30 protein-coding genes are annotated in these 25,441 nt (G+C 64.9%); 15 read left to right on the top strand and 15 right to left on the bottom strand.

Annotated elements, in window-relative coordinates:
* Nucleotides 1-16 precede the first annotated feature (16 nt).
* Nucleotides 17-412 (top strand): VOC family protein, encoded by a 396-nt coding sequence (locus RPR59_RS12590; RefSeq protein ID WP_313918506.1) that lies wholly within the window; start codon nt 17-19, stop codon nt 410-412.
* Nucleotides 413-421: 9 nt separating this feature from the next.
* Here RPR59_RS12590 and RPR59_RS12585 read toward each other — a convergent pair whose 3' ends face one another.
* The 3 genes from RPR59_RS12585 to thrS form a co-directional block, all read right to left on the bottom strand.
* A complete protein-coding gene (locus tag RPR59_RS12585) occupies nt 422-1,315 on the bottom strand; it encodes a glycoside hydrolase family 16 protein (RefSeq protein WP_313914576.1) in 894 nt (297 codons plus the stop codon).
* Nucleotides 1,312-1,845: a translation initiation factor IF-3 gene (gene infC / locus RPR59_RS12580; protein ID WP_313914574.1), complete on the bottom strand. Its 534-nt coding sequence runs from the start codon at nt 1,843-1,845 to the stop codon at nt 1,312-1,314. The genes RPR59_RS12585 and infC overlap by 4 nt, the downstream gene beginning before the upstream one ends.
* A 134-nt stretch (nt 1,846-1,979) precedes the next feature.
* Nucleotides 1,980-3,980, bottom strand: coding sequence for a threonine--tRNA ligase (thrS, locus tag RPR59_RS12575; RefSeq protein WP_313914572.1), 2,001 nt, complete (start codon nt 3,978-3,980; stop codon nt 1,980-1,982).
* A 129-nt stretch (nt 3,981-4,109) separates the two neighbouring features.
* On the opposite strand from thrS, the gene RPR59_RS12570 reads away from it, so the two are divergent.
* Nucleotides 4,110-5,153: a sodium:calcium antiporter gene (locus tag RPR59_RS12570; RefSeq protein ID WP_313914569.1), complete on the top strand. Its 1,044-nt coding sequence runs from the start codon at nt 4,110-4,112 to the stop codon at nt 5,151-5,153.
* 8 nt (nt 5,154-5,161) lie between these two features.
* On the opposite strand, the gene metH is transcribed toward RPR59_RS12570, so the two are convergent.
* From metH to RPR59_RS12550, 4 genes are all read right to left on the bottom strand, one after another.
* The gene (gene metH / locus RPR59_RS12565) at nt 5,162-7,771 is read right to left on the bottom strand and encodes a methionine synthase (RefSeq protein WP_313914567.1); all 2,610 of its coding nucleotides are present in this window, start codon (nt 7,769-7,771) and stop codon (nt 5,162-5,164) included.
* A 114-nt stretch (nt 7,772-7,885) separates the two neighbouring features.
* Entirely contained in the window at nt 7,886-8,935 is a 1,050-nt protein-coding gene (locus RPR59_RS12560) for a homocysteine S-methyltransferase family protein (protein ID WP_313914565.1), read from the bottom strand.
* A 101-nt stretch (nt 8,936-9,036) separates the two neighbouring features.
* A complete protein-coding gene (gene metF, locus RPR59_RS12555) occupies nt 9,037-9,984 on the bottom strand; it encodes a methylenetetrahydrofolate reductase (protein ID WP_313914563.1) in 948 nt (315 codons plus the stop codon).
* Nucleotides 9,981-10,940, bottom strand: a complete 960-nt coding sequence (locus tag RPR59_RS12550; protein ID WP_313914561.1) for an ArsR/SmtB family transcription factor — start codon at nt 10,938-10,940, stop codon at nt 9,981-9,983. The genes metF and RPR59_RS12550 overlap by 4 nt, the downstream gene beginning before the upstream one ends.
* 148 nt (nt 10,941-11,088) lie before the next feature.
* On the opposite strand from RPR59_RS12550, the gene RPR59_RS12545 reads away from it, so the two are divergent.
* From RPR59_RS12545 to RPR59_RS12535, 3 genes are all read left to right on the top strand, one after another.
* The gene (locus tag RPR59_RS12545) at nt 11,089-11,400 is read left to right on the top strand and encodes a hypothetical protein (protein ID WP_313914559.1); all 312 of its coding nucleotides are present in this window, start codon (nt 11,089-11,091) and stop codon (nt 11,398-11,400) included.
* A 98-nt stretch (nt 11,401-11,498) separates the two neighbouring features.
* Nucleotides 11,499-11,684, top strand: coding sequence for a hypothetical protein (locus tag RPR59_RS12540; RefSeq protein ID WP_313914557.1), 186 nt, complete (start codon nt 11,499-11,501; stop codon nt 11,682-11,684).
* Nucleotides 11,684-12,634 carry an aldo/keto reductase gene (locus RPR59_RS12535; protein WP_313914555.1) on the top strand — a complete coding sequence of 317 codons (951 nt, stop codon included), beginning with the start codon at nt 11,684-11,686 and terminating at the stop codon, nt 12,632-12,634. The genes RPR59_RS12540 and RPR59_RS12535 overlap by 1 nt, the downstream gene beginning before the upstream one ends.
* Nucleotides 12,635-12,644: 10 nt before the next feature.
* On the opposite strand, the gene RPR59_RS12530 is transcribed toward RPR59_RS12535, so the two are convergent.
* On the bottom strand, nt 12,645-13,460 hold the full coding sequence (locus RPR59_RS12530; RefSeq protein ID WP_313914553.1) for an LD-carboxypeptidase: 816 nt from the start codon (nt 13,458-13,460) through the stop codon (nt 12,645-12,647).
* Between the two features lie 63 nt (nt 13,461-13,523).
* Here RPR59_RS12530 and RPR59_RS12525 point away from each other — a divergent pair, with 63 nt between their 5' ends.
* The 5 genes from RPR59_RS12525 (at nt 13,524) to RPR59_RS12505 (ending at nt 16,761) form a co-directional block, all read left to right on the top strand.
* On the top strand, nt 13,524-14,918 hold the full coding sequence (locus RPR59_RS12525) for a UDP-N-acetylmuramate--L-alanine ligase (protein ID WP_313914551.1): 1,395 nt from the start codon (nt 13,524-13,526) through the stop codon (nt 14,916-14,918).
* Nucleotides 14,919-15,003: 85 nt separating this feature from the next.
* Nucleotides 15,004-15,603, top strand: coding sequence for a hypothetical protein (locus RPR59_RS12520; RefSeq protein ID WP_313914549.1), 600 nt, complete (start codon nt 15,004-15,006; stop codon nt 15,601-15,603).
* Nucleotides 15,600-15,809, top strand: coding sequence for a helix-turn-helix transcriptional regulator (locus RPR59_RS12515; protein ID WP_313914546.1), 210 nt, complete (start codon nt 15,600-15,602; stop codon nt 15,807-15,809). The genes RPR59_RS12520 and RPR59_RS12515 overlap by 4 nt, the downstream gene beginning before the upstream one ends.
* Nucleotides 15,806-16,003 carry a hypothetical protein gene (locus tag RPR59_RS12510; RefSeq protein ID WP_313914545.1) on the top strand — a complete coding sequence of 66 codons (198 nt, stop codon included), beginning with the start codon at nt 15,806-15,808 and terminating at the stop codon, nt 16,001-16,003. Before RPR59_RS12515 ends, RPR59_RS12510 begins: the two co-directional genes overlap by 4 nt.
* Nucleotides 16,004-16,044: 41 nt before the next feature.
* Nucleotides 16,045-16,761 (top strand): alpha/beta hydrolase, encoded by a 717-nt coding sequence (locus RPR59_RS12505; RefSeq protein WP_313914543.1) that lies wholly within the window; start codon nt 16,045-16,047, stop codon nt 16,759-16,761.
* 172 nt (nt 16,762-16,933) lie between these two features.
* On the opposite strand, the gene RPR59_RS12500 is transcribed toward RPR59_RS12505, so the two are convergent.
* On the bottom strand, nt 16,934-17,641 hold the full coding sequence (locus tag RPR59_RS12500) for an SIMPL domain-containing protein (protein WP_313914540.1): 708 nt from the start codon (nt 17,639-17,641) through the stop codon (nt 16,934-16,936).
* A gap of 102 nt (nt 17,642-17,743) precedes the next feature.
* Here RPR59_RS12500 and RPR59_RS12495 point away from each other — a divergent pair, with 102 nt between their 5' ends.
* From RPR59_RS12495 to RPR59_RS12480, 4 genes are all read left to right on the top strand, one after another.
* Nucleotides 17,744-18,163 carry a VOC family protein gene (locus RPR59_RS12495; RefSeq protein WP_313914537.1) on the top strand — a complete coding sequence of 140 codons (420 nt, stop codon included), beginning with the start codon at nt 17,744-17,746 and terminating at the stop codon, nt 18,161-18,163.
* Nucleotides 18,164-18,236: 73 nt separating this feature from the next.
* The gene (gene gloB, locus RPR59_RS12490; RefSeq protein WP_313918504.1) at nt 18,237-18,965 is read left to right on the top strand and encodes a hydroxyacylglutathione hydrolase; all 729 of its coding nucleotides are present in this window, start codon (nt 18,237-18,239) and stop codon (nt 18,963-18,965) included.
* A 40-nt stretch (nt 18,966-19,005) separates the two neighbouring features.
* Nucleotides 19,006-19,428 carry a hypothetical protein gene (locus tag RPR59_RS12485; RefSeq protein ID WP_313914535.1) on the top strand — a complete coding sequence of 141 codons (423 nt, stop codon included), beginning with the start codon at nt 19,006-19,008 and terminating at the stop codon, nt 19,426-19,428.
* Nucleotides 19,425-19,850, top strand: a complete 426-nt coding sequence (locus RPR59_RS12480; RefSeq protein WP_313914533.1) for a hypothetical protein — start codon at nt 19,425-19,427, stop codon at nt 19,848-19,850. Before RPR59_RS12485 ends, RPR59_RS12480 begins: the two co-directional genes overlap by 4 nt.
* Nucleotides 19,851-19,901: 51 nt before the next feature.
* Here the strand turns inward: RPR59_RS12480 and hslU are convergent, their stop codons facing one another.
* The 6 genes from hslU to RPR59_RS12450 form a co-directional block, all read right to left on the bottom strand.
* Nucleotides 19,902-21,209, bottom strand: coding sequence for an ATP-dependent protease ATPase subunit HslU (gene hslU, locus RPR59_RS12475; protein ID WP_313914531.1), 1,308 nt, complete (start codon nt 21,207-21,209; stop codon nt 19,902-19,904).
* Between the two features lie 79 nt (nt 21,210-21,288).
* Nucleotides 21,289-22,413 carry an FAD-dependent oxidoreductase gene (locus RPR59_RS12470; protein WP_313914530.1) on the bottom strand — a complete coding sequence of 375 codons (1,125 nt, stop codon included), beginning with the start codon at nt 22,411-22,413 and terminating at the stop codon, nt 21,289-21,291.
* Nucleotides 22,403-22,954, bottom strand: coding sequence for an ATP-dependent protease subunit HslV (gene hslV / locus RPR59_RS12465; protein WP_313914528.1), 552 nt, complete (start codon nt 22,952-22,954; stop codon nt 22,403-22,405). The genes RPR59_RS12470 and hslV overlap by 11 nt, the downstream gene beginning before the upstream one ends.
* Nucleotides 22,955-23,213: 259 nt before the next feature.
* The gene (locus RPR59_RS12460) at nt 23,214-23,627 is read right to left on the bottom strand and encodes a holin family protein (RefSeq protein WP_313914526.1); all 414 of its coding nucleotides are present in this window, start codon (nt 23,625-23,627) and stop codon (nt 23,214-23,216) included.
* A gap of 36 nt (nt 23,628-23,663) precedes the next feature.
* Nucleotides 23,664-24,203, bottom strand: a complete 540-nt coding sequence (locus RPR59_RS12455; RefSeq protein ID WP_313914524.1) for a glycoside hydrolase family 108 protein — start codon at nt 24,201-24,203, stop codon at nt 23,664-23,666.
* Nucleotides 24,204-24,430: 227 nt separating this feature from the next.
* The gene (locus RPR59_RS12450) at nt 24,431-24,610 is read right to left on the bottom strand and encodes a hypothetical protein (RefSeq protein WP_313914522.1); all 180 of its coding nucleotides are present in this window, start codon (nt 24,608-24,610) and stop codon (nt 24,431-24,433) included.
* Nucleotides 24,611-24,694: 84 nt separating this feature from the next.
* On the opposite strand from RPR59_RS12450, the gene RPR59_RS12445 reads away from it, so the two are divergent.
* Nucleotides 24,695-25,402, top strand: coding sequence for a Crp/Fnr family transcriptional regulator (locus RPR59_RS12445; RefSeq protein ID WP_313914520.1), 708 nt, complete (start codon nt 24,695-24,697; stop codon nt 25,400-25,402).
* The last annotated feature ends 39 nt before the right edge of the window (nt 25,403-25,441 follow it).

The raw sequence follows: 25,441 nt of genomic DNA, 5'->3' as shown, positions 1-25,441 counted from the left end.
TCGAGGAGAGCGAATCATGGGCGTCCTTGGTATAGGCGGCATATTCTTTCGCGCCCGCGATCCGGACGCGCTGTCGTCGTGGTATCGAGAACATCTGGACATCGGCGCGGGTTGCAATGCCGAAGGCGCCGGCGATCCCGACAAATGGTTCTGGATGACACGGGGTGGCCCCGTGGTGTTCGCTCCCTTCAGGCACGACACCGATTATTTCGCCGCCGGCAAGACGTTCATGCTCAACCTGCGCGTGTCCGATCTCGAAGGTCTGCTGGAACGGTTGAGCGCGGCCGGAGTCGATATCGAGACCCGCGCGGAGTGGGATTCGCCGGAAACCGGACAGTTCGCCCGCATCCATGATCCGGAAGGTAACGCCATCGAATTGTGGGAGCCGCCTGCCGCGCCGGGAGCTGCCTGAGCGGCCGCGTCACTGGCCCGGATTCTGCCATATACGGACATAGTCGACCATCATGCGCGCCGGGAACGCATCGGGATCGATTCCTTTCTTGCCGCCCCAGTCGCCGCCGACGGCGATGTTGAGGATCAGATATTCGGGCCGGTCGAACGGCCAGCGCGCATGGTCGCCGCTGCCGTCATTGGCAAAGCGCATATAGGCGCGGCCGTCGACGCCGATCAGGATACGCTGCGGCGACCAATCGAGCTGATAGCGGTGAAAGCTGGTGCATGCGTCGTCGAGCGTCACTTGCGACCCGATCTGTGTGCCGGCGACATGATTATAGGCTTTGGTGTGAATCGTGCCGTGCACCACGCCGGGGTCGAAACCGACATGCTCCATGATGTCGATCTCGCCCTGGGCGGGCCAGTCCTCGCCACCGGTGCCGAGCATCCAGATGGCCGGCCAGGTGCCGCGACCGCACGGGATCTTCGCCGAAACCTCGAAAAAGCCGTACTTCCATTCCGCCAGGCCGCGGGTGACGAGCCGGGCGGAAGTATAGTCCTGCCCGCCATAATCGTCGGGCGTATCATCATCCAGCCGTTCGCGTCGCGCCTGGAGGATCAGCTTGCCGTCGGCGATCCGGGCGTTTTCGGGTCGCCCGGCGCTGTAATATTGCTTTTCGTGATTGTACCAGCCCTGCTTGTTCCGGCTGGTGTCGTAGCGCCACTTCGCCGGGTCGGGCAGGCCGGGAGAATCGAACTCGTCCGACCAGACGAGCCGATAATCGGCCGGCCGTTCCAGCGGCATGTCGACGCGACCGTTCTTCGCGGACAGCCCCGAACCGGACGCATCCTGCGGTGCCGGTGCGTCCGCCAGCAAGGAAACCGCGCCGAGCGCGAGCGCTGCGGCGCGGCGGACGGTCATTGTTGCTTCGGCGCCAGCACCATCAGCATCTGGCGGCCTTCCATGCGCGGAAAGGATTCGACCTTGGCGTCCTCGGCGCAGTCTTCGGCAACGCGCTGCAGCAGCGCCATGCCGAGTTCGCCGTGCGACAGTTCGCGGCCGCGAAAGCGCAGCGTGACCTTCACCTTGTCGCCTTCGCCGATGAATTTGTGCACGTTGCGCATCTTGGTGTCGTAATCGTGATCGTCGATGTTTGGACGCATCTTGATCTCTTTGATCTCTTGCGTCTTCTGCGTCTTGCGCGCGGCATTGGCCTTTTTCTGGGCCTCGTATTTGTACTTGCCGACATCGAGGAACTTCGCCACGGGCGGGTCGGCGTTGGGCGACACCTCGACGAGGTCGAGGCCGACTTCGGCGGCCTGCTCCATCGCCTCGCGCGTATACATCACACCCAGATTTTCGCCATCATGGTCGATCACGCGGACCTTGGGCGACTGGATGAATTCATTGTACCGGGGGCCGTTCATCGGCGGGGGCGTATTACGCCGCATGGGGGGACGTATGTTGGTCTCTCCTGTCCAAAATTGCACGAGCTTATAACATAAGGGATTCACCGCCGCTTTTGAAGACGGCGCCGACCACGACGCCAAACGGGACGGCGTACGCTTCGTTCCAGCCGTTGCGATCAGCGCAGATCGGGCGGTGTTGCGTCGGTTTCGAGTTGCGCCAGCGCGTCGTCCAGCGACAGTATTTGCTGCTTCGCGCCAACGCCTAGTTGCCTCAATGCCACGGTGCCTTCATCCGCCTCGCGCTTGCCCACGACGAGGAGGTTGGGAACCTTGGCGAGGCTGTGTTCGCGCACCTTGTAGTTGATCTTTTCGTTGCGAAGGTCGATCTCGACGCGGATACCCGCCGCGCGCAGCTTGGCGGCCACTTGCCCGGCATAGTCGTCGGCATCGGACACGATCGTCGCGACGACCGCCTGCACCGGCGCCAGCCACAGCGGCAGCTTGCCCTCGAAATGTTCGATCAGCATGCCGATGAATCGCTCGTAGCTGCCGAAGATCGCGCGGTGGAGCATGATCGGCCGGTGCCGCTCGCCATCCTCGCCGACATAGGTCGCGTCGAGCCGCTCGGGCAGCACGCGGTCGGACTGGATCGTGCCGACCTGCCAGGTCCGACCGATCGCGTCGGTCAGGTGCCATTCCAGCTTGGGGGCATAGAAGGCGCCTTCGCCGGGCAGTTCCTCCCAGCCATATTCCGGCGTGGCCTGCCCCGCCTCGACCACGGCGTTCCGCAGCTCGTCCTCTGCCTGGTCCCAATCGGCGTCCGAGCCGAACCGCTTGTCGGGGCGTAGCGCCAGCTTGATCGCGTATGTGAACCCGAAATCGCGGTAGATGCGGTCGGCCAGTTCGCAGAAGGCGCGGACCTCGTCCACGATCTGGTCCTCGCGGCAGAAGATATGCGCATCGTCTTGCGTGAACTGGCGCACGCGCATCAGGCCGTGCAGCGCGCCGTGCGGCTCGTTGCGATGGCAGCAGCCGTTTTCATAAAGGCGCATCGGCAGGTCGCGATAGCTCTTGATGCCCTGTTTGAAGATCAGGACATGCGCCGGGCAGTTCATCGGCTTCAAGGCCATCCAGTCCGCGTCGTCGGAGACGATCGGACCCTCATCCTCGACATTGGGCACCTCGTCGGGGATGACGAACATGTTCTCGCGGTACTTGCCCCAATGGCCCGACTGCTCCCACTGGCGCGCGTCCATCACCTGCGGCGTCTTGACCTCGCGGTAGCCGGCGCCGTCGATCGCGCGGCGCATATAGGCCTCCAACTCGCGCCAGATGACATAACCCTTGGGGTGCCAGAAGACGGAGCCGTGCGCTTCGGCCTGAAGGTGGAACAGGTCCATCTCCGCGCCCAGCTTGCGGTGGTCGCGCTTGGCCGCTTCCTCGAGCCGGTGGAGATGCTGGTCGAGCTGCTTCTTGTTGAGCCAGCCGGTGCCGTAGATGCGCGTCAGTTGCGCATTGTTCTGGTCGCCGCGCCAGTATGCGCCGGCGACACGCATCAGCTTGAAGGCGTTGGGGTCCAGCTTGCCGGTCGAGGCGAGGTGCGGCCCGCGGCACATGTCGAGCCAGTCCTCGCCCGACCAGTACACCGTCAGTTCCTCGCCCTCGGGAAGCTCGGCCGCCCATTCGGCCTTGAACGTCTCGCCGTCCGCCTTCCACTTGGCAATCAGGTCCTCGCGGCTCCATACCTCGCGCTTGAGCGGTTTGTCGGCGCGAATGATCTCGCGCATCTTTTCCTCGATCGCGGGCAGGTCGTCCATCGAGAAGGGGTCGCGGCCCTCGGGCGCCTTCACGTCGTAATAGAAGCCGTCCTCGGTTGCCGGGCCGAACGTGATCTGCGTGCCCGGCCACAGCGCCTGGATCGCCTCGGCCAGTACATGCGCATAATCGTGGCGCACCAGCTCCAGCGCTTGCGGCTCGTCGCGCGCGGTGATCAGCGCCAGATCGGCATCGCCGGGAAGCGGCCGATTGAGATCGCGCACCTCGCCGTCCACGCGCGCTGCCAGTGCGGCCTTGGCGAGCCCCGGTCCGATGGCGGCCGCGACGTCCGCGGGGGTAGTCCCCGGCGCTACCTTCCGGACGGAACCGTCGGGCAGCGTGATTGTGAACATCTCGGACATCGGCGAAACTGACTTTCCTCAAAAGGGTTGTTGGACTGCGCCGTCTATGCCCGTGCGGGCGGGGCGGGTGCAAGCGCTAAGCGGGCCTGGTGCGGGCCGGTGTCAACGGCCGAAGGGGGAACAGCCGCCATGTCGCAAATCCTGCTATGGACTGCCGTCGCCATCGTCGGCGCATTGGTGATCTGGACGGGCAGCGGACTGCTCGAACGATCGAGCGAGCGGCTGGCCGAATATTACCGGCTGCCGGAAATCGTCAAGGGCGCCGTCGTCGTGGCGGTGGGATCGAGTTTCCCGGAGCTGACCACCACGGTGCTGTCGGCGGCGCTGCACGGCGCCTTTGAACTGGGTGTAGCGGCGATCGTGGGATCGGCGCTGTTCAACATCCTGGTCATTCCGGCAATGTCGAGGCTGTTCGGCGGCAGGTTGGAGGCGAACCGGGACCTCGTCTACAAGGAATCGCAATTCTACATGATCGCGGTGGCGGTGCTGCTGCTCGCCTTCTCCTTCGCCGTGATCTATCATCCGCGGGGCGGGGCGGGCGCGTTGCAGGGCGAGATGACCCGCCCGCTCGCGCTGCTGCCGCTGCTGCTCTACCTGCTCTATATCTTCGTCCAATATCAGGACGCCGTCGACGACCGCGCCGAGGAGGCGAGCCAGGACATTCGCCCGCTCGCCGAGTGGGGCCGGCTGGCCTTGTCGCTGGTGCTGATCGTGGCAGGCGTCGAGGCGCTGGTGCGCGCCGCGATCAATTTCGGCGACATCTTCGCCACGCCCGGTTTCGTTTGGGGGTTCACCGTCGTTGCCGCGGGAACGTCGGTGCCCGATGCCTTCGTCTCGGTCCGTGCGGCGCGGGGCGGGCAGGCGGTGACGAGCCTGTCCAACGTGCTGGGCAGCAACATCTTCGATCTGCTCGTCTGCATCCCCGCCGGTATTCTGATCGCGGGCGCCGCCGTCATCGACTTCGCCGTGGCGGCACCGCTGATGGCGGTGCTGACGGTTGCGACCATCGCCTTGTTCCTGACCATGCGGACCAATCTCGCTCTCGGCCGGGGCGAGGCGGTCTTCCTGCTCGCCCTGTATGGCGGGATCGTCGCGTGGATCTGTCTGGAAAGCTTCGGCGCGGTCGATTTCGTCCCCGGCCTGCCACCGAGCGGGGGCGCGGCGCCGCCCTGAGCCGAGCCTCAATCCAGGTTCGGCCGCAGCCAGCGCTCCGCCGTCTCAATCTCGACCCCGCGCCGCCTGGCATATTCCTCAAGCTGGTCGCGGCCGATCCGAGCGACGCCGAAATAGGAGGAATCCGGGTGGCCGAAGTAAAAGCCGGACACCGCCGCCGTCGGCAGCATCGCGAAGCTTTCCGTCAGCGTGATGCCGGTATGCTCGGTTGCGTTCAGCATGTCGAACAGCATCGACTTCTCGCTATGGTCGGGGCAGGCCGGATAGCCCGGCGCCGGGCGAATGCCGCGATATTCTTCCTTGATCAGCGCCTCGTTGGTGAGCTGTTCGTTGGGGGAATAGCCCCACAATTCGGTGCGGACCTTCTGGTGAAGCCGTTCGGCCAGCGCTTCGGCCAGACGGTCGGCAAGCGCCTTCAAAAGGATATCGGAATAGTCGTCATGGGCTTGCCTGAAGCGCGTCGAATGTTCCTCGATGCCGTGGCCCGCCGTCACCGCGAAGCCGCCGATCCAGTCGTCGTCCTCGGCGATGAAATCGGCCAGGCACATATTGTGGCGACCTTCGCGCTTGTTGATCTGCTGGCGCAGGAACGGCATCCGCACCTCTTCTTCCTCCCGCGAGCGGGAAGGGAATATCACGACGTCGTCGCCGTCGCGGCGGCACGGCCACAGCCCGACCACGGCCTTTGCCTTCAACCATTTCTCCGCGATGATCTGGTCGAGCATCTTCTGCGCGTCATTGAACAGATTGGTGGCGCTCTCGCCGATCACCTCGTCCTCCAGGATGGCGGGGTAGGTGCCCGCCAGCTCCCATGAGCGGAAGAAGGGCGTCCAGTCGATACATTCGCGCAGGTCGGCCAGATCCCAGTCGCCAAAGACGTGCAGGCCCGGCCTGGCCGGTGCGGGTGCCTTCTGCGCGGGATCGATCTCGAATGCCTTTTCGCGCGCTTCCTCGATCGAGATGAGCTTGGACTGACCCTTGCCGGCGCGCGCGTCGCGAACCTTCTGATAGTCGTCGGCGATCTGCTCGACATAGGCCTGCCTGCCGTCGCGGCTGACCAGCGTCGTCGCCACACCGACCGAGCGGCTGGCGTCGAGCACGTGGATCGTCGGCCCGTCATAGGCCGGCGCGATCTTCAGCGCGGTATGCACTTTGGACGTCGTCGCGCCGCCGATCAGCAGCGGCATCGTCATCTTCGCGCGCTTCATTTCCTCGGCGACCGTCACCATCTCGTCGAGCGAGGGGGTGATGAGGCCGGACAGGCCGATCATGTCGGCGTCCTCGTCTCTCGCCTTCGCCAGAATGTCCGACCAGGGCACCATCACGCCCATGTCGATCACGTCGAAGCCGTTGCACTGCAGGACGACGCCGACGATGTTCTTGCCGATGTCGTGCACATCGCCCTTGACCGTCGCCATGATGATCTTGCCCTTGCCGCGATCACCTTCTTCCTTCTCCTCCTCGATGAAGGGGAGGAGGTGGGCGACGGCCTTTTTCATCACGCGCGCGGACTTTACCACCTGCGGCAGGAACATCTTGCCCGATCCGAACAGGTCGCCGACCACGTTCATGCCGTCCATCAGCGGCCCCTCGATCACCTCGATCGGCCGATCGAACTGCTGGCGCGCTTCCTCGGTATCGTCGACGACGTGCGCGTCGATGCCCTTGACCAGCGCATGCTCCAGCCGCTTGGCCACGTCCCAGCCACGCCATTCGGCGGCCTGTTTCTCGGCAACCGGATCGGTGCCCTTGAACTTCTCCGCGAGCGCGATCATCCGCTCGGTCGCGTCGTCGCGCCGGTCCCAGATCACGTCCTCGCAATGCTCGCGCAGCTCGGGGTCGATATCGTCATAGATGTCGAGCTGGCCGGCATTGACGATCGCCATGTCGAGCCCGGCGGGAATGGCGTGATAGAGGAACACGCTGTGCATCGCGCGCCTGACCGGCTCGTTGCCGCGAAAGCTGAACGACAGGTTCGACAGCCCGCCCGAGATGTGGCAGTGCGGGCACTGTTCCTTGATGTCCCGGCATGCCTCGATGAAGTCGATCGCATAGCGGCGATGCTCGTCGATGCCGGTGGCGATGGCGAAGATATTGGGGTCGAAGATGATATCTTCGGGCGGAAAGCCGATGCCCGTCAGCAGCTTGTAGGCCCGCACGCAGATCTCGACCTTGCGCTCGCGCGTGTCGGCCTGTCCGGTCTCATCGAACGCCATCACCACGACGGCGGCGCCGTAGGCCATGCACTTGCGCGCAGACTCGAGGAACTGCTCCTCGCCTTCCTTCATGCTGATCGAATTGACGATCGGCTTGCCGGAGACGCATTTCAGCCCCGCCTCGATCACGCTCCATTTCGAGCTGTCGACCATGATCGGCACGCGCGCGATGTCGGGTTCGGCGGCGATCAGCTTCAGGAAGGTGACCATGGCCTCTTCGGAGTCCAGGAGGCCTTCGTCCATGTTGACGTCGATCACCTGCGCGCCGTTTTCCACCTGGTCGCGCGCGACCTCGATGGCGGTGGCATAGTCGCCGTTCATGATCAGTTTCTTGAAGCGCGCCGATCCGGTGACATTGGTGCGCTCGCCGATATTGACGAAATTGGAAGAGGACTGGGTCATTTAATTCCTTCTCCCCTCCCGCCTGCGGGAGGGGTCGGGGGAGGGGCAATCGATTCATGCGGGCGGGTGGGGGAGTTTGCCCCCCCTAACCCCTCCCGCGAGCGGGCGGGGGAGCTACGCCGCCATGGTCATGGGTTCGAGGCCGGCGAGCCGGGTGCGAACCTCCGGCGTCGGAAGCTCGCGCGGGCTCAGCCCCTTCACCGCGTCGGCGATCGCGCGGATATGCGCCGGCGTGGAGCCGCAACAGCCGCCGAGGATGTTGACCATCCCCTGCTCGGCCCAGTCCTTCACGAGGCCCGCGGTCGTTTCCGGCCGCTCGTCATATTCGCCGAGTTCGTTGGGCAGGCCGGCATTGGGATAGGCCATGATGAGCGTATCGGCGATCTTCGACAGCGTCGCGACATGCGGGCGGAGCTGTTCCGCGCCGAACGAGCAGTTCAGACCGATCGTCAGCGGCTTCGCATGCCGCACCGCGTGCCAGAACGCCTCGACCGTGTGCCCCGACAGGTTGCGGCCCGACAGGTCGGTCAGCGTCATCGACAGCATGATCGGCAGGTCGCGGCCGAGATCGGTCCCCGCCTCCAGCGCCGCCATGATGCCGGCCTTGGCGTTCAGCGTGTCGAACACTGTCTCGATCAGGATGAAATCAGTGCCGCCCTCGACCAGCGCGTCGATCTGGTCGCGGTAGACGCCCTTGAGATAATCGAAATCGATCTCGCGGAATCCGGGATCCTCGACATCCGGACTCAGCGACAGCGTCTTGTTGGTCGGCCCGATCGCGCCGGCGACGAAGCGGGGGCGGCCGTCCTTTTCCTCGAACGCATCGGCCGCCTTGCGCGCGATGCGGGCGGATTCGATGTTGATGTCCCTGACCAGCTCCTCGGCGCCGTAATCGGCCTGGCTGATCGTGTTGGCGGAAAAGGTGTTGGTCGCGACGATGTCCGACCCCGCCTCCAGATAGGCGCTCGTCACCTTCTCGACGATCTCCGGCTTCGACAGCGCGAGGATGTCGTTATTGCCCTTCTGGTCTTTGGAAAGCCCCAGGTCACCGGCAAAATCGGCCTCCTGCAGCTTATAGTTCTGAACCTCGGTGCCGAAGGCGCCGTCGTTGATCAGGATGCGCTCGCGCGCTTCTTCCATCAGTCGTTCGCGTGCAGTCGTCATGTTTCTACCTCGTCGTCCCGACGGAAAACCGGGATCGTTCAATTCCTCAGCGCGCGTGCGCCGCACGGGGTCCCGGCCTCCTGCCGGGGTGACGGATGATGTCAGGCGGCCGCCTTCTTCTTGTCCGCCTCGCCATCGGCACGCATGCCGAGCAGGTGACAGATGGCGAAACTCAGCTCCGCCCGATTGAGCGTATAGAAATGGAAGTGCCGAACGCCGCCGGCATAGAGCTTGCGGCACATCTCGGCCGCCAGCGTCGCCGACACGAGCTTGCGCGCATCGGGATGATCGTCGAGCCCCTCGAACAGCCGGTCCATCCAGGCGGGGATTTCCGCACCGCAGATACCGGCGAACTTGCGCGTCTGCGCGACGTTGGACACCGGCAGGATACCCGGCACGATTTCGCGGTCGATACCGGATGCGGCCGCCGCGTCGCGAAACTTGAAGAACGCCTCGGGCGAGAAGAAGAACTGCGTAATCGCCCGGTCGGCGCCGGCGTCGAACTTGCGCTTCAGATTGTCGAGGTCCGCCGCGGTGTCGGCCGAATCGGGATGGCATTCGGGATAGGCCGCGACCGAAATTTCAAACGGATGGCGCTTTTTCAGTCCGGTCGTCAGCTCGGCGGCATTGGCGTAGCCGTCCGGGCGCGCCCGAAATTTCTGGCCCTGTTCGGGCGGATCGCCGCGCAGCGCCACGATATGGCGGATACCGGCATTCCAATATTCCTCCGCCACCTGGTCGATTTCGTCGCGGCTCGCCTCCACACAGGTCAGGTGGGCGGCGGCGTTGAGCGGCGTCTCGCGCTGGATGCGCGCCACCGTCTGGTGCGTGCGCTCGCGCGTCGAGCCGCCCGCGCCATAGGTGACGGAGACGAAACGCGGCCCGAGCGGCGCCAGCGTCTGCACCGAATCCCACAGCGTCTGTTCCATCTTCTCCGTCTTGGGCGGGAAGAATTCGAAGGAGACCTCAAGATCGCCCGAAAGATCCGCGAATAGCGGTTCATCGAGCGCGCGACGGGCGTCTTCCATCTGGTCGACCGAAATCGTCATGCGGCGTTCCTCTTTATTCCCGGCTGGCCGGCCTTGCGCCCCAGCCAGAGTTTCACGGTAAGTTCCCCGCCCTCGAGCGTTTCCGTGCGGACCGGAAACAATCCGGCCTCCACGAACCAGCCGAGCACCTGTTCGTCGGAAAAGCCCAGGCGGGCATGGGCGTCGCGCGTGCGCAATTCCTCGCGCTGGTGCGGCGCGAAATCGACGATCAGGAGCCGCCCCCCCGGCTCCAGCACGCGCGCCGCCTCGGCGATCACGGATTCGGGTTGCTGCGCAAAGTGCAGCACGTGGTGCAGCACCGCTGCGTCCGCGGTTTCACCGGCAATGGGCAGCGCGTAGAAATCGGCCTGGCGCAGCTCGGCATGGGTCAGCCCGCGCTCGGACAGCTTGGCTCGTGCCAGGCGCAACATCTCCGACGAGCGATCGATACCGATGGCGCTGTCCGACTGCGGCGCGAACAGTTCCAAGATGCGGCCCGTGCCGGTGCCGATGTCGACGAGGCGACTGAGCGACGTCTCCCCCAACGCTTCCAGCATTGCCGCCTCGACCTCGCTTTCGGCGATGTGGAGCGAGCGGATCGCGTCCCATTCGCCGGCGTGCGATTCGAACCACTGGGCAGCGGCCGCGGTCCGATCCCGCCGCACCGCTTCGAGCGACGCGAAATCCTGCTCCAGTTCAGGATCGACCCCGTCTTCGCTCCACCGGTCGAAGGCGGAGAGGATCGGTCGGACCCGGTCGCTCTCGCCGAGCGTGACGAAGACCCAGCTTCCTTCCTTGCGGCGCTCCGTCAGCCCGGCATCACACAGGATCTTTACATGCCGCGATACACGTGGCTGGCTCTGTTCCAGCACCTGGGCGAGTTCGCCGACCGACAGCTCCATCCGGCGCACGAGGGCGAGAATGCGGAGCCGGGTCGCATCCGCCAGCGCACGGAAGATGTCGAGTGCAGTCGTCATTCCACAATCATATAAAGATTTCTTTATATGTGGTCAATCGACGAGCGGCGTTTTGGTTGCGGGGCACGCCCTGCTTGTTTAGCGTTCCGCCGTGGAACCGGTGTTCGGCGAAATCGTTCACCGGCCGTAACGATAAAGGGAGTTCCGGATGAAAAAAGCACTGCTTCTACCCGCCGCGCTGACGATTGCGTTCGGTGTCGCCGCCTGTTCCGACAATGCGCAGGACGAAACGGCCGAGGCTGCCAACGCGATCAGCGCCGATACCTCCGCGACGATGGACAATGCGGTGGACGATACCTCCGCAGCCACCGACCAGGCCTTCGACCAGGCCGAGCAGGCGGCCGACGAGACCGGCGAGTCGATCGAAAACGGCGCCGCGGCCGTCGGCCAGACCGCCGATGAGGCGACGAAGCAGGCCGGTCAGGAAGTCGAAGAAGCCGGCGAAGACATGCAGCGCTGAACGCGTTCGGCACGCCGATCGGCGCGCATGCCGGTCGGATCGAATTCTCAGGGGCCGCGTTCGGTGGAGCGCGGCCCCTGCTTTTGGAGAGATCATAGATGCGGTTCGTCTTTGCTGCGGCCTTGTTGCCGGTGATCCTTTCCGCATGCGGGCCGAACCGGAATGCCGACGGACCCGGCGGCGTCACCGTCGGCGAGGCGGAGGCGCTGAACGACGCCGCGGCGATGCTGGACAATGACAGCGTTTCCGCAAATGCCGTCGGCACGAACGAGGAGAGCGAATGATGACCGAGATGCGAAGCTTCGGCGCGACCGACCTGAAAACCCCGCCGCTGGTGCTGGGCGGCAACGTCTTCGGCTGGACCGCGGACAAGGCGACGAGCTTTCGCATTCTCGACCGCTGGGTCGAACGCGGCGGAACGATGATCGACACCGCCGACGTCTATTCGGCCTGGATCGAGGGGCATTCCGGCGGCGAATCCGAAAGCGTGATCGGCGAGTGGCTGCAGCGATCGGGCAAGCGCGACGAGGTGCTGATCGCGACGAAGGTCGGCATGCTGCCCGGTGAGGGCGGGAAGGGGCTTTCCCCCATGCGCATCGCCGCTGCGTGCGAAGCATCGCTGCAACGGCTGAAAACCGATCGTATCGACCTGTATTACGCCCACAAGGACGACGAAGATCAGCCGATGGAGGATGTGCTCGAGGCGTTCGCCCGGTTGATCGAGGCCGGGAAAGTCCGCGTGATCGGCGCATCCAACTTCCATGCCGCCCGGCTGAAGCAGGCGATCGATACGGCGACGCGCGAAGACCTGCCGCACTATCACGTGCTGCAGCCCGAATATAATCTCGTCAGCCGGGACGGTTTTGAAGGCGAATTGCAGGACCTGTGCATCCAGCACAATATCGGCGTCGCGCCCTATTACGGCCTGGCCTCCGGCTTTCTCACCGGCAAGTATCGCAGCCGCGACGACCTGGGCAAAAGTGCGCGCGGCAGCCGCGTGGAGCAGTATCTGGAAGGACGCGGCAAGAACGTGCTCGCCGCCATGGACAAGGTTTCGGAAGAAAGCGGCGCCAGCCACGCCCAGGTCGCGCTGGCCTGGCTGGCGGCGCAGCCCGGCGTCACCGCGCCGATCGCCAGCGCCACGAGCCTGGAACAGCTCGACGAGCTGATCGGAAGCTGGGACGTTGCGCTGACGCCCGACCAACTGGAATCGCTGACCAACGCCGGCACCTGAGTGCGGGCGATCAGCGCAACCCGAACGGGACGACGCGGTTGTCGCGGCTGTGGCCGATCCGTGCGCGGCCCAGATAGGGCACGCCCATATCCGCACACCAACGCCGGACGATCTGCTCCGGCGTTTCGGCGAAGGGGGGCTCGTTCGGCTGTACGTCCACCACCTCGCCCAGGCGGATGCCCGCCACGCCCTGCAACTGGGTGGCGTTGGCGACCGTGAACAGCATGCGGTCGATGCGGTAGAGCGGCTCCGACACCTCTTCGATCATCAGGACGTGATCCGCCAGATCGGGCAGCCAGGGCGTGCCGATCATCGCGTTCAGAATGGCGAGGTTGAACGCCGCTGCCGGGCGGTCGCCCAGGCTGGGCTCCAGCACGGACGGGTCGCGTGCGGTCATCCAGCTCAGCGCCCTGGCGACGCAGTGCCCCTGGTCCTTGCGGCCGATCTCGACCGGCATCGGCGCATGCACCGGCGTGCCGATCCCGCGGGCATAAAGCGCGCCCAGCAGGAACCCCATGTCGGAATAGCCGACATACATCTTGTTCCGTGCCGCCTCGGTCAGGTTCGGCATCACCGCGGCGAGGATGCGGTTGGAGCCGTATCCGCCGCGTGCGAACCAGATGGCGTCGAAAGCCGGATCGTTGGCATAGCGCAGAAAGGCCTCCGCCCGAACCGCGTCGGACCCGGCGAAATGCCCGTCTTCGAGAAAGCATTGCGGATCGAAATGAAGCGCGACATCCGGATAGGCGATGGCTGCGAGCGCGGCGGTGGCCGCCGCGACCTGTTCGTCGATCGGCCTGCCCGGTGCAACGACGGCGATCCGCATATCCGTTCCTGTCTCCCTCGCGCGGCTTGCTCCCGCGACGCAAACCGCCGATAGCGCGCGGCCATGGCCAATCGCAAATCCTGTTTCTTCGTCGGCATCGGCGGCAGCGGCATGATGCCGCTGAGCCTGATCCTCGCAAAGCGCGGATACCGGGTGGCCGGGTCCGACCGTTCGCTCGACCAGGCGCGGCTGCCGGCGAAATTCGAAGCGCTGGAACGGCGCGGCATCCGCCTGTTCCCGCAGGACGGCAGCGGTATTACCTCGCCGAACCAGATCGTCATCGCCTCCACCGCGGTGGAGGAAACGGTGCCCGACATGGTGGCCGCGACGCGTATGGGTGCCGAGCGGATGTCGCGGGCCGAAATGCTCAGCCGCCTGTTCAACGAATCGACGATGCGCATCGGCGTGGCCGGCACCAGCGGCAAGTCGACCGTCACCGGCATGATCGGCTGGATCCTCCACGCCGTAGGCCGCGATCCGACCGTCATGAACGGCGCGGTCATGAAGAATTTCGTGGCACCCGACGCTCCCTTCGCCAGTGCGCTGGTGGGAGAGGGTGACGCCTTCGTCAGCGAAGTGGACGAAAGCGACGGATCAATCGCGCTCTATTCGCCGGACGTGGCGGTGCTCAACAATGTCAGCCTCGACCACAAGAGCCTGGAGGAGCTTCGCCGCCTCTTCGGCGACTTCGCGGCAAAGGCGAAGACGGCCGTGGTCAATGTCGGTGATGCGGAGACGGCCGCGCTTGCCGCCGGGCTGAACCGGGAAAATCTGTTCACCTTCGCCGTGGAGGGCGAGGCGGACATGGTCGCGGAAAATCTGTCGCCGGAGCCCTTCGCGATCGGTTTCGATCTCGTGACGGGCGGTGAGTGTCGGCGCGTCAGACTCGCGGTCCCCGGCCGCCATAACGTCGCCAATGCGCTTGCCGCGATCGGCGCGGCAATGGCGGCGGGCATCCCGCGCGATATCGCCGCCGAGGCGGTGCAGGGCTTTGCCGGCCTCAAGCGTCGGTTCGAGCTTGTGGGAGAGGCGAACGGCGTCGCTATCATCGACGATTTCGGCCACAACCCGGACAAGATCGCCGCGACGCTCGACACGCTCCACGAATTTCCCGGCCGGCTGCTCCTGATGTTCCAGCCGCACGGCTATGGCCCGTTGAAGGTCATGCGGCGCGAGCTCGTCGAGATGTTCGCCAAGAAGCTGAAGCGCGAGGACCAGCTCGTCCTGCCCGATCCGGTCTATCAGGGCGGCACCGTGGCGCGGGAGGTCACCAGCGCCGACATTGTCGCCGACATCGCCGCGACCGATGCCGATGCGCGGTATATCCCCGACCGCGACTCCGCCGCCGCGCATCTGGTCGCCACCGCCAGACCAGGCGACCGCATCGTTCTGATGGGCGCCCGCGACGACACGCTCAGCCAGCTCGCTGCAAGGATGCTGGACGATCTGACAAGCTAACGCGCAAAAATGGAAAGCATAGTTGACAAGGCGCTGCTGGTGAACGTAAAGCCTGCTTGTCATTTCAACAAGGGAGCTTGTCGCCATGGTTTTGGATGAAGAGGATCGGGCGCCGCGGATCGGCCCGGCGGTCACAGTCTATATCTTCTCGCTGCTGGCCGGCATCGCCGCGCATCGGGCCTATCATCCGACCGGGCTCTGGCTGGTCGCGATCTATGCGGTTCCCGTCGCCGCCTTGGGGTGGATGATCGTCCAGAAGCGCCGGATACGGGCCTTTCACGGCGGCGCGGCCTGCGGCTCGGCTTGCGACAGCAAGGTTTATCAGCGTCGGATCATCGCCCTCGCCGCGGCGTACGTTGCGCTTCTGTTTCTCGCCAATTGGTTGACCGACCGGTTCGCACTGGACGGATTCGCGGCGATGTCCGTTGCGGTCCTTCCGGCGCTTCCGCTCGTCGGCGTGATTGTCGCAATCGGCCGCCTGATCCTTGACGAAAAGGATGAGTATCAGCGGGTTCTCCATGTCCGCCAGATGCTGGTCGCTACCGGCTTCATGCTCGCCGTCTGCTCGATCTGGGGCTTTATGGAGAGCTTCGGCCAGGTGCCGCACGTGCCGGCCTACTGGGCCTTCATCATCTGGTGCGGCGGCCTCGGCCTGGGCACCGTCTATAACGAGATGCGGCCATGAAGAATCGCCTGCGTGTGCTGCGCGCGGAACGCGAGTGGAGCCAGCAGGATCTGGCCGCCCGGCTCGAAGTTTCTCGCCAGAGCGTGAACGCGATCGAGAAGGGGCGGTACGATCCTTCGCTTCCGCTCGCTTTCAAGATCGCCGACATCTTCGGTCTTGCTATCGAAGAGGTCTTCGTCAATCCCGCACGGGAGGATGTGGCATGACCGGGAAATCGCTGAAACCCTGCCTCTATCTGGTCGTCGCCCTGCTTGTCGCGATGATCGGCAAGGCGCGTCCCGACGTCGATCGTTCCGCACAGCGGCCTCCGACAGCCGAGCGCCATTTCGAGTTCGAGTTCAGCTTGCTCGGCGCCAGAGCGCACTTCGCAACGAGCGTCGTTCCTACCGCGTCCGACTGACGCTCTTTCTTGCCGGCGCGTTAGCGCCTAGACGATCCGGCATGGTGGATATGCAGAAGCAGGCGGCGGGGATCGCCTATCGCAAGACCGAGGGCGCGGGGCCGACGGTGATTTTCTGTCCCGGCTATGCCTCGGATATGACCGGCACCAAGGCGACCGCGCTGGAGGCCTGGGCGCAGGAAAACGGACGCGCCTTCATCCGCTTCGACTATCGCGGGTGCGGTGAGAGCCAGGGGGCGTTCGAGGATTTCACCCTCACCGATTGGCGCGACGACGTGCTGGCGGTGATCGACGAACTCGCGGACGGGCCGGTGGTGCTCGTCGGATCGTCCATGGGCGGCTGGCTGATGCTGTTGGCGGCGCTCGCGCGGCCCGAGCGGATCGCGGGTCTGGTCGGTGTCGCGGCCGCGCCGGATTTCACCGATTGGGGATTCACGCAGGAGGAAAAGCTCGCGTTGCTCACCGAGGGGCGGCTGGAGCAGGAAAACCCTTATGGCGACGCGCCGACGGTGACGACGCGCGCCTTCTGGTCGGCGGGAGAGGCCAGCCGCGTGATGATCGGCGCGATCGCGATCACCGCCCCGGTCCGCCTGCTGCAGGGGCAGCGGGACCGCGAAGTGCCGTGGAACCGGGCGGAAACGCTGGCCGGCCTGATCCAGTCGGATGACGTTCAGACGATCCTCGTCAAGGACGGCGACCACCGCCTGTCCCGCGACCGCGACATCGCGCTGCTGCTGCGGACGATCGAAGGGCTGTAGGCGGGCAAGGTACGTTCCCGCTCTACCGACAGGGTTTTATCCGTACTCCTGCGAAAGCAGGAGCCCAGAGCTTCGGCCATGCACTTGCGGCCCTGGGTTCCTGCTTTCGCAGGACCGCGCATCCGCCCTGCGCGGATATGCCAATGCGGATATGCACGCGTCGCCACGGCGCTTATTTCAGGTAGAAATCGACCGTCGTCACGACGCGCACCTTCTTGAACGGCGAATCGGCGACGCCGTATCCCTGTTGTTCGCCGTCGCGGGCCTCGATCGAGAAATAGCCCTGGGTGGCGCTCTTGATGCCGCCCACACCGGTATCGCTGTCCTTGGCGAACTGTTCGGCCGCGGCGCGGGCGTCCTTCGTGGCGGCGGCGACCATGGACGGCTTGATCTGGTTCAGCTTCGTGAAGCTGTAAACCATGCCCGACCCCTCCTGCAGCACGACGCCGCGGCGAACGAGGTCGAACTGGCGCGCAACCGCCTTGCGCGCCTTGGCGATGTCGGTCGTGCGCAGTTGCAGCCGCTGGTTGATTGTCACCGTCTGCACGCCGTTATTGTAGAACTGGTTCACGCCGGCGCCCGCAGGCTGTAGCGCATTTTCGGGAAAGCCGAGCTGGTGAAAGAACTGCTGGATCGTTTCGGTATCGCGGTCGATCGCCGCCTGGACTTGCGCCAGGTCGAGGCCCTGTTCCGAATAGTTCAGCGTCCAGGTCGCCAGGTCGGCGGTCACGTCGCGTTCGGCCAGGCCGCGGACCGTGACCGACCGATCCGCGTGCCGCGCGCGCACCAGTCCATTGCCGAGCAGATAGCCGCCGATGACGATACCGATCGCGAGGATCCCCGCCGCGATCAGCAGCGACAGGCCGCGGCTGTCGGACATTTGCCTTTCCATCCTCGCCGATCCTTCCGATATGGAGCCCGAAACGCGTTACCGATTCATCCATGAACCATCTCTGACATACGGCCAAGGAAGGGACTTTCCATGCCCCAATATCTCCACACCATGATCCGCGTGACCGATCCGGACGCGACCATCCGGTTTTTCAACCTGATCGGGCTGGAAGAGGTGCGGCGTTTCGATGTCGAAAAGGGCCGCTTCACGCTGATCTTTCTCGCCGCGCCGGGCGAGGAAGGCAAAGCGGAGGTCGAACTGACCTATAATTGGGAGCCGGAGGAATATTCCGGCGGACGCAATTTCGGGCATCTCGCCTATCGGGTCGAGAATATCTATGAAACCTGCCAGCGCCTGATGGACGCCGGTGTCACGATCAATCGCCCGCCGCGCGACGGTCATATGGCGTTCGTCCGCACGCCCGACGGCATTTCGGTCGAGCTGTTGCAGGACGGCCATCTGGAACCGGCCGAACCCTGGGCGTCGATGGAGAATGTCGGCACGTGGTGAGAGCGGGCGCCGGCGATCGGCTCCGCCGCTCGCCGGCCTCGACGCGGAACCGGGCAGCGCGTATCTTGTCGCCATGGTAGAGATTGTCCGCATCCCGGCGCTGTCCGACAATTATATCTGGCTCCTTCACGACCCGCGTTCGGAAGAGACGCTGGTGATCGACCCTGCCGAGGCCGACCCCGTGCTGGCTGTCGCCCGCGAGCGGGGCTGGACCATCACGCAGATCTGGAACACGCACTGGCACCCCGATCACACCGGTGGCAATGCCGAGATCAAGGCCGCGACCGGCGCACAGGTCACGGCCCCCGCGGCCGAGGCGGAGCGTATTCCCACCGCCGACCGCATGGTTGGCGAGGGCGACCGGCCGACCCTTGGCGCGCACCAAGCCACGGTGCTCGAGATGCCGGCGCACACCGCCGGGCACGTCGCATATTATTTTGCCGATGATCGCCTGATCTTCGTCGGCGACATCCTTTTCGCCATGGGCTGCGGTCGCCTGTTCGAAGGCGATGCCGAACAGATGTTCGCCAACATGCGCCGCCTCGCGGCACTGCCTGAGGATACGAAGGTATATTGCGGCCATGAATATACCGAGGCGAACGGCCGTTACGCCTTGGTCGCCGAACCGGACAATCAGGCGATTCGCGATCGCATGGAAGAGGTGGCCCGCGTGCGCAAGCGCGGAGAGGCGACGGTGCCGACCACGATCGGGCTCGAACGCGCCACAAATCCGTTCCTGCGCGCCGCCAATGCGAGCGAGCTTGCAAAACGCCGCGAAGAAAAGGATAATTTCCGCGGGTAACCCATTGGTAGTGAGACTTGGGGGCGAAAGGAGTTTCGCGATGTTTCGCTACACGTTGCCGTTCCTCACCATTCTGGCGGGGTGCGCCATGTCCCCTGCCGACCAGGAGCGCCAGGCCGCGGCCGACGCCAGCGCAAGGGCGCAGATCGCCAGTAAGTTGCAGGGATTGGAACCCGGCGAACCGGTAAGCTGCATATCGCGCACGCAGGTGCGCCAGGCCGACCTTCTGCGTGGCACGATCCTGTACCACGCGTCGGGCGACCTGATCTATCGCAACGACCTGGGCCGGGGATGCGGCAATTTCGATTTCGACAACGACGTCCTGCAGACGCGGTCGACCATTAATCAGATATGTGCCGGCGACATCTTCACGACCGTTTCGCGCGCGGACGGTCATTTCACCGGAAGCTGCTCGTTCGGCAAGTTCACGCCCTATCGCCGGGCGGAAGGAGAGGAACCATGATCAAGCCCATCGCCCTGACCGCCGGCGCCATCGTCGCGGCCTGCCTGGCGGGATGCGCCGCCACGCCGGAACAGGTGGCCGAGCAGAAGGCGCAGACCCAGCGCGAATTCGCCCAGACCATCGGCAACCGCAAACCGGTCAGGACGGAAGATTGCATCAATCCTTCGCTGATCGAGGGGCCGCAGATCGTCGGTGACAAATATGTCGTCTACCGCGAATCCGGCCGGCGCTATTGGGTGAGCGAGATCGACCACTGCCCGGCGCTCGCCCCGCTCAACAGCCTGATCGTCGAGCTTCACGGCTCGCAATTGTGCCGCAACGACCAGTTCCGCGTATTGGAACCCGGCGCCAGCATTCCGTCCGCTTATTGCCGCTTCAATCGCTTCACCGCCTATGAGCGGCCGGATACCGCCGGCGAATGAGGTTATGCCGTGTCCGGGCGCAGCCGCGCCCGGACCGTGCCGGCAGCAGCGCTACAGGATGTAGCGGCTGAGATCGGTGTTGCGGGCGATGCCGGCGAGCTGGTCGTCGACATAGGCGGCGTCGACCGTCAGCGTTTGGCCGCCGCGTTCCTCCGCGTCGAAACTCACCTCTTCCAGCAGCTTTTCCATCACCGTCTGCAACCGCCGCGCGCCGATATTCTCGACGTCGAGATTAACCTCCGCGGCAATCTTCGCGACCTGCTTGATACCGTCTTCGGTGAATTCCAGCGTGACGCCCTCGGTGCCGATCAGCGCCTGATATTGCTGCGGCAGCGAGGCGGTCGTATCGGTCAGGATCGACACGAAATCCTCCTCGGTCAGCGCCTTCAGCTCGACCCGGATGGGCAGCCGGCCCTGCAGTTCGGGCAGCAGGTCGCTGGGTTTGGCGACATGGAAGGCACCCGACGCGATGAAGAGGATATGGTCGGTCTTCATCGGCCCGTATTTGGTCGAAACCGTCGTGCCCTCGATCAGCGGCAGCAGGTCGCGCTGTACGCCTTCGCGGCTTACCGACGCGCCTGATCCGCGGCCTTCCGACACGGCGATCTTGTCGATCTCGTCGAGAAAGACGATGCCGTTCGCCTCAGCATCGGCCAGCGCCACGCGGTTGACGTCGTCCTGATCGAGACGTTTTTCCACTTCTTCCTCGACCAGCTTTTCCCAGGCCGACAGGACGGTCAGCTTGCGCCGCTTCATCTGGTTCTGGCCGAACGCCTTGCCCATCATCTCGCCCAGGTTGATCATGCCGACCTGTCCGCCGCCGCCCGGCATTTCGAACGGCATCTGGGGCGCGGCCTCCAGTTCGATTTCGATCTCCTTGTCGTCCATGTGACCGTCCTCCAGCCGCTGGCGGAAGGATTCGCGTGTCGCCTGGCTCGAATCCTTGCCCGTCAGCGCGTCGAGCAGACGCCCGAGCGCGGCTTCCTCGGCCTTGTCCTTCACCGAATCGCGGCGGCGGTCCTTTTCCAGCCGGATCGCTTCTTCCACCAGGTCGCGGGCGATCTGGTCGACGTCGCGGCCGACATAGCCGACTTCGGTGAACTTGGTCGCCTCCACCTTGACGAACGGCGCGTCGGCGAGCTTTGCCAGCCGGCGGGAAATCTCGGTCTTGCCGCAACCGGTGGGGCCGATCATCAGGATGTTCTTGGGCGTCACCTCGTCGCGCAGCTCGGGCGCGAGCCGCTGGCGGCGCCAGCGGTTCCTGAGCGCCACCGCAACGGCGCGCTTGGCGTCCTTCTGGCCGATGATGTGGGAATCGAGGGCGGCGACGATCGCCTTGGGAGTCAGTTGGTCTTGCATTGCTCTCTCGAAAGCGGCGCGAACGGTCGTCCGCGCCCGTTATCGGTTGGCCGCGATATTGGAAGCACCGGGCAGCGGATCAACCACAGCCCGCGCGCGATGCGATGCGCCGATGCTCGCGAATGATCGTGCGCGTGGTCTCCGGATTCGGCTCCAGCGACCAGTCGCCCAGATCGGCGGTGCCGCCCAAAATCATACCGTCGCTGCGCGAAAACATGTACATGCCCCGGCTCGTCTCCAGGGCGTAGTCGACTTCGGGTTGGGGCAGCATGACGGCGAGCTGGCCGCGCATCGGCTGCATCTCCTCGTCGCCGAACAACCGCTTCGCACCCAGTCCCGTGCAGTTGAACACCAGCTTTTCCGGCAGCGTCGCCACGTCGCCGGGCGTGGAGAAGCCACGCACCACCACATTACCGCCCGCAATCCGCACGTCGCGCAGCATCGCGCGCAGGAAACGCGGCGGCTCGATCAGCATGCCCTTGAACTGGCGAACATAGGGGCTGTCGAACCCGTGTTCGTCCGGCCGAAGCGCGCGCGATTCCGGCAACATCGACGCCATCAGCCTGTCGGTCTTGCTCTGGCCGAAGGGATGATCCGAAAGCTCGTAATTGGTCATCCAGCGGATGCCATATTCCTCGCCCACCATGATCTGGTAGCGTCGATAGGCATAGGACGCGGCCGCGACGAGCTGGCGCGCGAATGCCGGCGTTACGGTGTCGAAATCATAGAGCAGGGAAGGATACCATTGTCCGCCGGCGATGTTCGATGTCGTCTCCGGCGGCAGCGCCCTGGCATAGATGGTGACCGGATAGCCTGCTTCCTGCACCAGCCGGGCGGTGGTCAGCCCGACCACGCCGGCGCCGATTACGGCAACGGGGCCCTGGTGCCCCTGCAGGCCCAGATTGGTCGCCAGCCGCGACGTGCCCCAGCTCAACGTGATGCCCGAACCGCCATGGCCGTAATTGTGCACCAGCCGCTTGGGGCCGAGCTGCTCCGCCCGGACGACAAAGCCGGAGGGGCGATAGGGACGAAGGCCGACCAGCGAGCGGATCAACCGGTCGTCGGAGACCTTCGGCCGCGGCAGGCAGGCCGCCGCCCCGCGCGCGGGGCGGGTTGCCGCCGTGGTCGCGGTGCAGCCCGCCAGTACCGAGGCGCCGGCCGCCCCGATGATCCCACGGCGGCTCAGCGCAGCATCAGGTCGCACTGTCGAGCTGCTCGATGGTCAACTGGTCGTTGGTATAGACGCAGACATCGGCGGCGATTCCCATCGCCTTGCGGCAAAGCGTCTCCGCGTTCTTTTCGTAATCCACCAGCGCGCGCGCAGCGGCGAGGGCGTAATTCCCCCCGGACCCGATCGCTGCGATCCCGCCGTCCGGTTCCAGCACGTCGCCGGTGCCGGTGACGACCAGCGTCAGGTCTTTGTCGGCGACGATCAGCATGGCCTCCAATTGGCGCAGATATTTGTCGGTACGCCATTCCTTCGCCAGTTCGACGGCCGCGCGCAACAACTGTCCGTGATGCCGCTCCAGCTTCCCTTCCAGCTTTTCGAACAGGGTAAAGGCGTCGGCGGTCGCGCCGGCAAAGCCGCCGATCACCTTGCCGTCGCCCAGTGGGCGGACCTTGCGGGCATTGGGTTTCATGATGGTCTGGCCGGCGGTGACCTGGCCATCACCTGCGATCACCACCTTGCCGCCGGTTCGCACGGAAAGAATGGTCGTGCCGTGCCACGTGTTTTCGTTGCTCATGGCCGGCCATATGGCAATCCGCCGCCGCCGCCGCAATCGGATGGTCACGACGGCGCCGACCGATCCGGTCCGAACGGAGTGCTCCGCGAGGACCGCTCGCACCTTGACCCGCGAGGGAAAGCCTATGTGTGGCCACCATGCACGCGCCGGGCGACGAAGGTACGTTGCGGGGCCGTGCACGCTTCCGCGCCCGCGCCGGCGAGCGGTGGCGGGCCCGGTATCCGGGCGTCGGAATAGAGCGCCGCCCGAATGCGGGACCCTATTTCTCGACACCCTTCGCTTTCCCCCATTGGCGCGCCGCGGTGTACCCCAGATATCCGGTGCCGAAGAGCGTATAGAGCGGATCCGGAATCCCGGCGAGATACGCGTTCATCCCGTCGGCGATCGACTGCGCGATTTCCGGTCGCACCGCCGCGATCAGGCCCATGGGAATGGACCACAGGATGATGGCGTACATGACGTACAGGAAGCTCGGCCGTGCGCGGCTCGTCCACGGGTCGTTCGACCCCGCTTCCGCCACGATCGCCGACATTTGCGTTTCCAGTGTGCGCATCTGCTGACTGCCCTGCAGCTTCAACAGTTCCAGCTTGGCCGCATCGCGTGCTTCCGGGTCGGGAATGACCCTGTCGAGCAAGGTCGCGATCGGTCCGATGATGTTGCCCAGCAATCCCATTGCCTGTCCCCTCGAAAAATGTGCCGTTTGACGAAACTATCCAATTCGGTTTGCCAGCCAGCCATAAAGGAAGGTCTCGTTCGCGGGTCTCCGCTCGGCCAGGTGCAGATAGCGCTCGCCCTGCAACGCATCGACCGCCTTGATCAGTACCTGTTCGCCCCGAGTGCCGCGGGTGGTGAGAAAGGCGTCGAGCGCGGCCAGCGTCCGCGGCCCGATGCGGCCGTCCGTCGCGAGATCGGGATAGTCGCTGGCGCCCCGGTTCAGGGCATTGAGGGCGCGTTGCAGGAAAGCGGCGGCGACCGCGGGTCCCATGTTGACGCCGCTGTCCAACAATTCCGCTGCAAGCTGCGGCGCGCGCCGCGCCACGGCATCCAATCGGGGCGCCGTCCAATATTGCCGGCGATAGATTAGCCGCGCGCGGCCGCGTGAGAGGTCGCGCATCGGCCCGTCATAGCCACAGCGGCGCGCCGTGGCCTGCGTGATGCCCCAGCAGGTCGGGCCACCCCTGTCATCGGGATTGTCCACGAATCCGCCCTCGCGGTCGATCAGTTCGTCGATCAACGCGTTCTCGTCCATCTTCCATCTCCTTCAGTCGACTCAGTCGTTATAACCAAATAGGTTTAGTGTAGGAAAATGGTTTTTGGTCGATGTGCGAGGTTGGTGAGCGCTCGGGGACGGATGGGCGGCCGGCACGGCCTCAGGCGGGAATATTACGGGACCTGGCGCAACGAACCGACTGAGTCGTTTGAAAGCGACATCCGCCGTGCGGGGCCGGCCCGAAATTGGGGGGCTGAGCGCCGACCTCAGGACTTCGCGCGGAGTTGCGCTTCCGCCTGGTCCGCCGCAATCTTCAGGCGTTTGGCCGACTGGCGAGCGGCGTCGGGTGTGAACGATGCCACCACGCCGTCCGGCCCGTCGATCAGAACTTCGCCTTCCTCAGCTCTGGCGGCGATGGGCCGATCGGATGGCTTGCGTGGCGACATACTATCCTGCAAGAGGCGAAAAGGGTTGAAACGGGCAGGAAAGGTTGCGGTTCCTCGGCTCCGCCAACCGGGTTGAGGGCTGGAATGAGCATAGACGCATTTTTGCAGACGCATCGCGTGCCGCGCCTTTCTTCGGAGGAACGCTCCGCACTCGAAGGGGCCATCGCCCGGACCGTGCGCTATGACGCCCGCGCCGTGATAGTTCGCGAGAATGTGCCGCTGAGGCAATGTACGCTCCTGCTGAAGGGATTCATCCATCGGTACAAGATGACGACCGACGGCAAGCGTCAGATCCTGGCCTTTCATATTCCCGGCGATTTCGTCGATCTGCACAGCTATCCGCTGAAACATCTCGAGCATTCGGTCGCCGCCTCGACGGCGGTCGAGGTTGCGGTCTTTCCCCACGCGGCGGTGCGGGAACTCACGGCACAGTCCACCAGGATCACGGAAGTGTTGTGGCGATCGACACTCGTCGATGCGGCCATCAATCGCGAATGGATGGTATCGATCGGCGCGCGCGGCGCCGCGGCTCGTGTCGCGCATCTTTTCTGCGAGCTGCAGCTTCGCCTCGACCGGATCGGCGGCAGTGACAGGGACGGCTTCGATCTGCCCATGACCCAGGCCGATCTGGCCGATGCGCTCGGCCTGACGCCGGTGCATACCAACCGGATGTTGCGCGAATTGCGCGAGCAGGGGCTTGCCGAATTCCGGGATCATCACGTGACGATTGGGGATTTCGGGCGCTTGCGCGAATTCGCGGATTTCGATCCCGGCTATCTCTTTTTCGACTAGGTCGACCTGGGCCGGCATCGCCGACTCCCAGGGGAACGA

The organism is Stakelama saccharophila (assembly GCF_032229225.1).
In the GTDB taxonomy this organism is placed as follows: Bacteria; Pseudomonadota; Alphaproteobacteria; order Sphingomonadales; family Sphingomonadaceae; genus Sphingomonas; species Sphingomonas saccharophila.
This window is presented reverse-complemented; position numbering and strand designations above follow the sequence as displayed.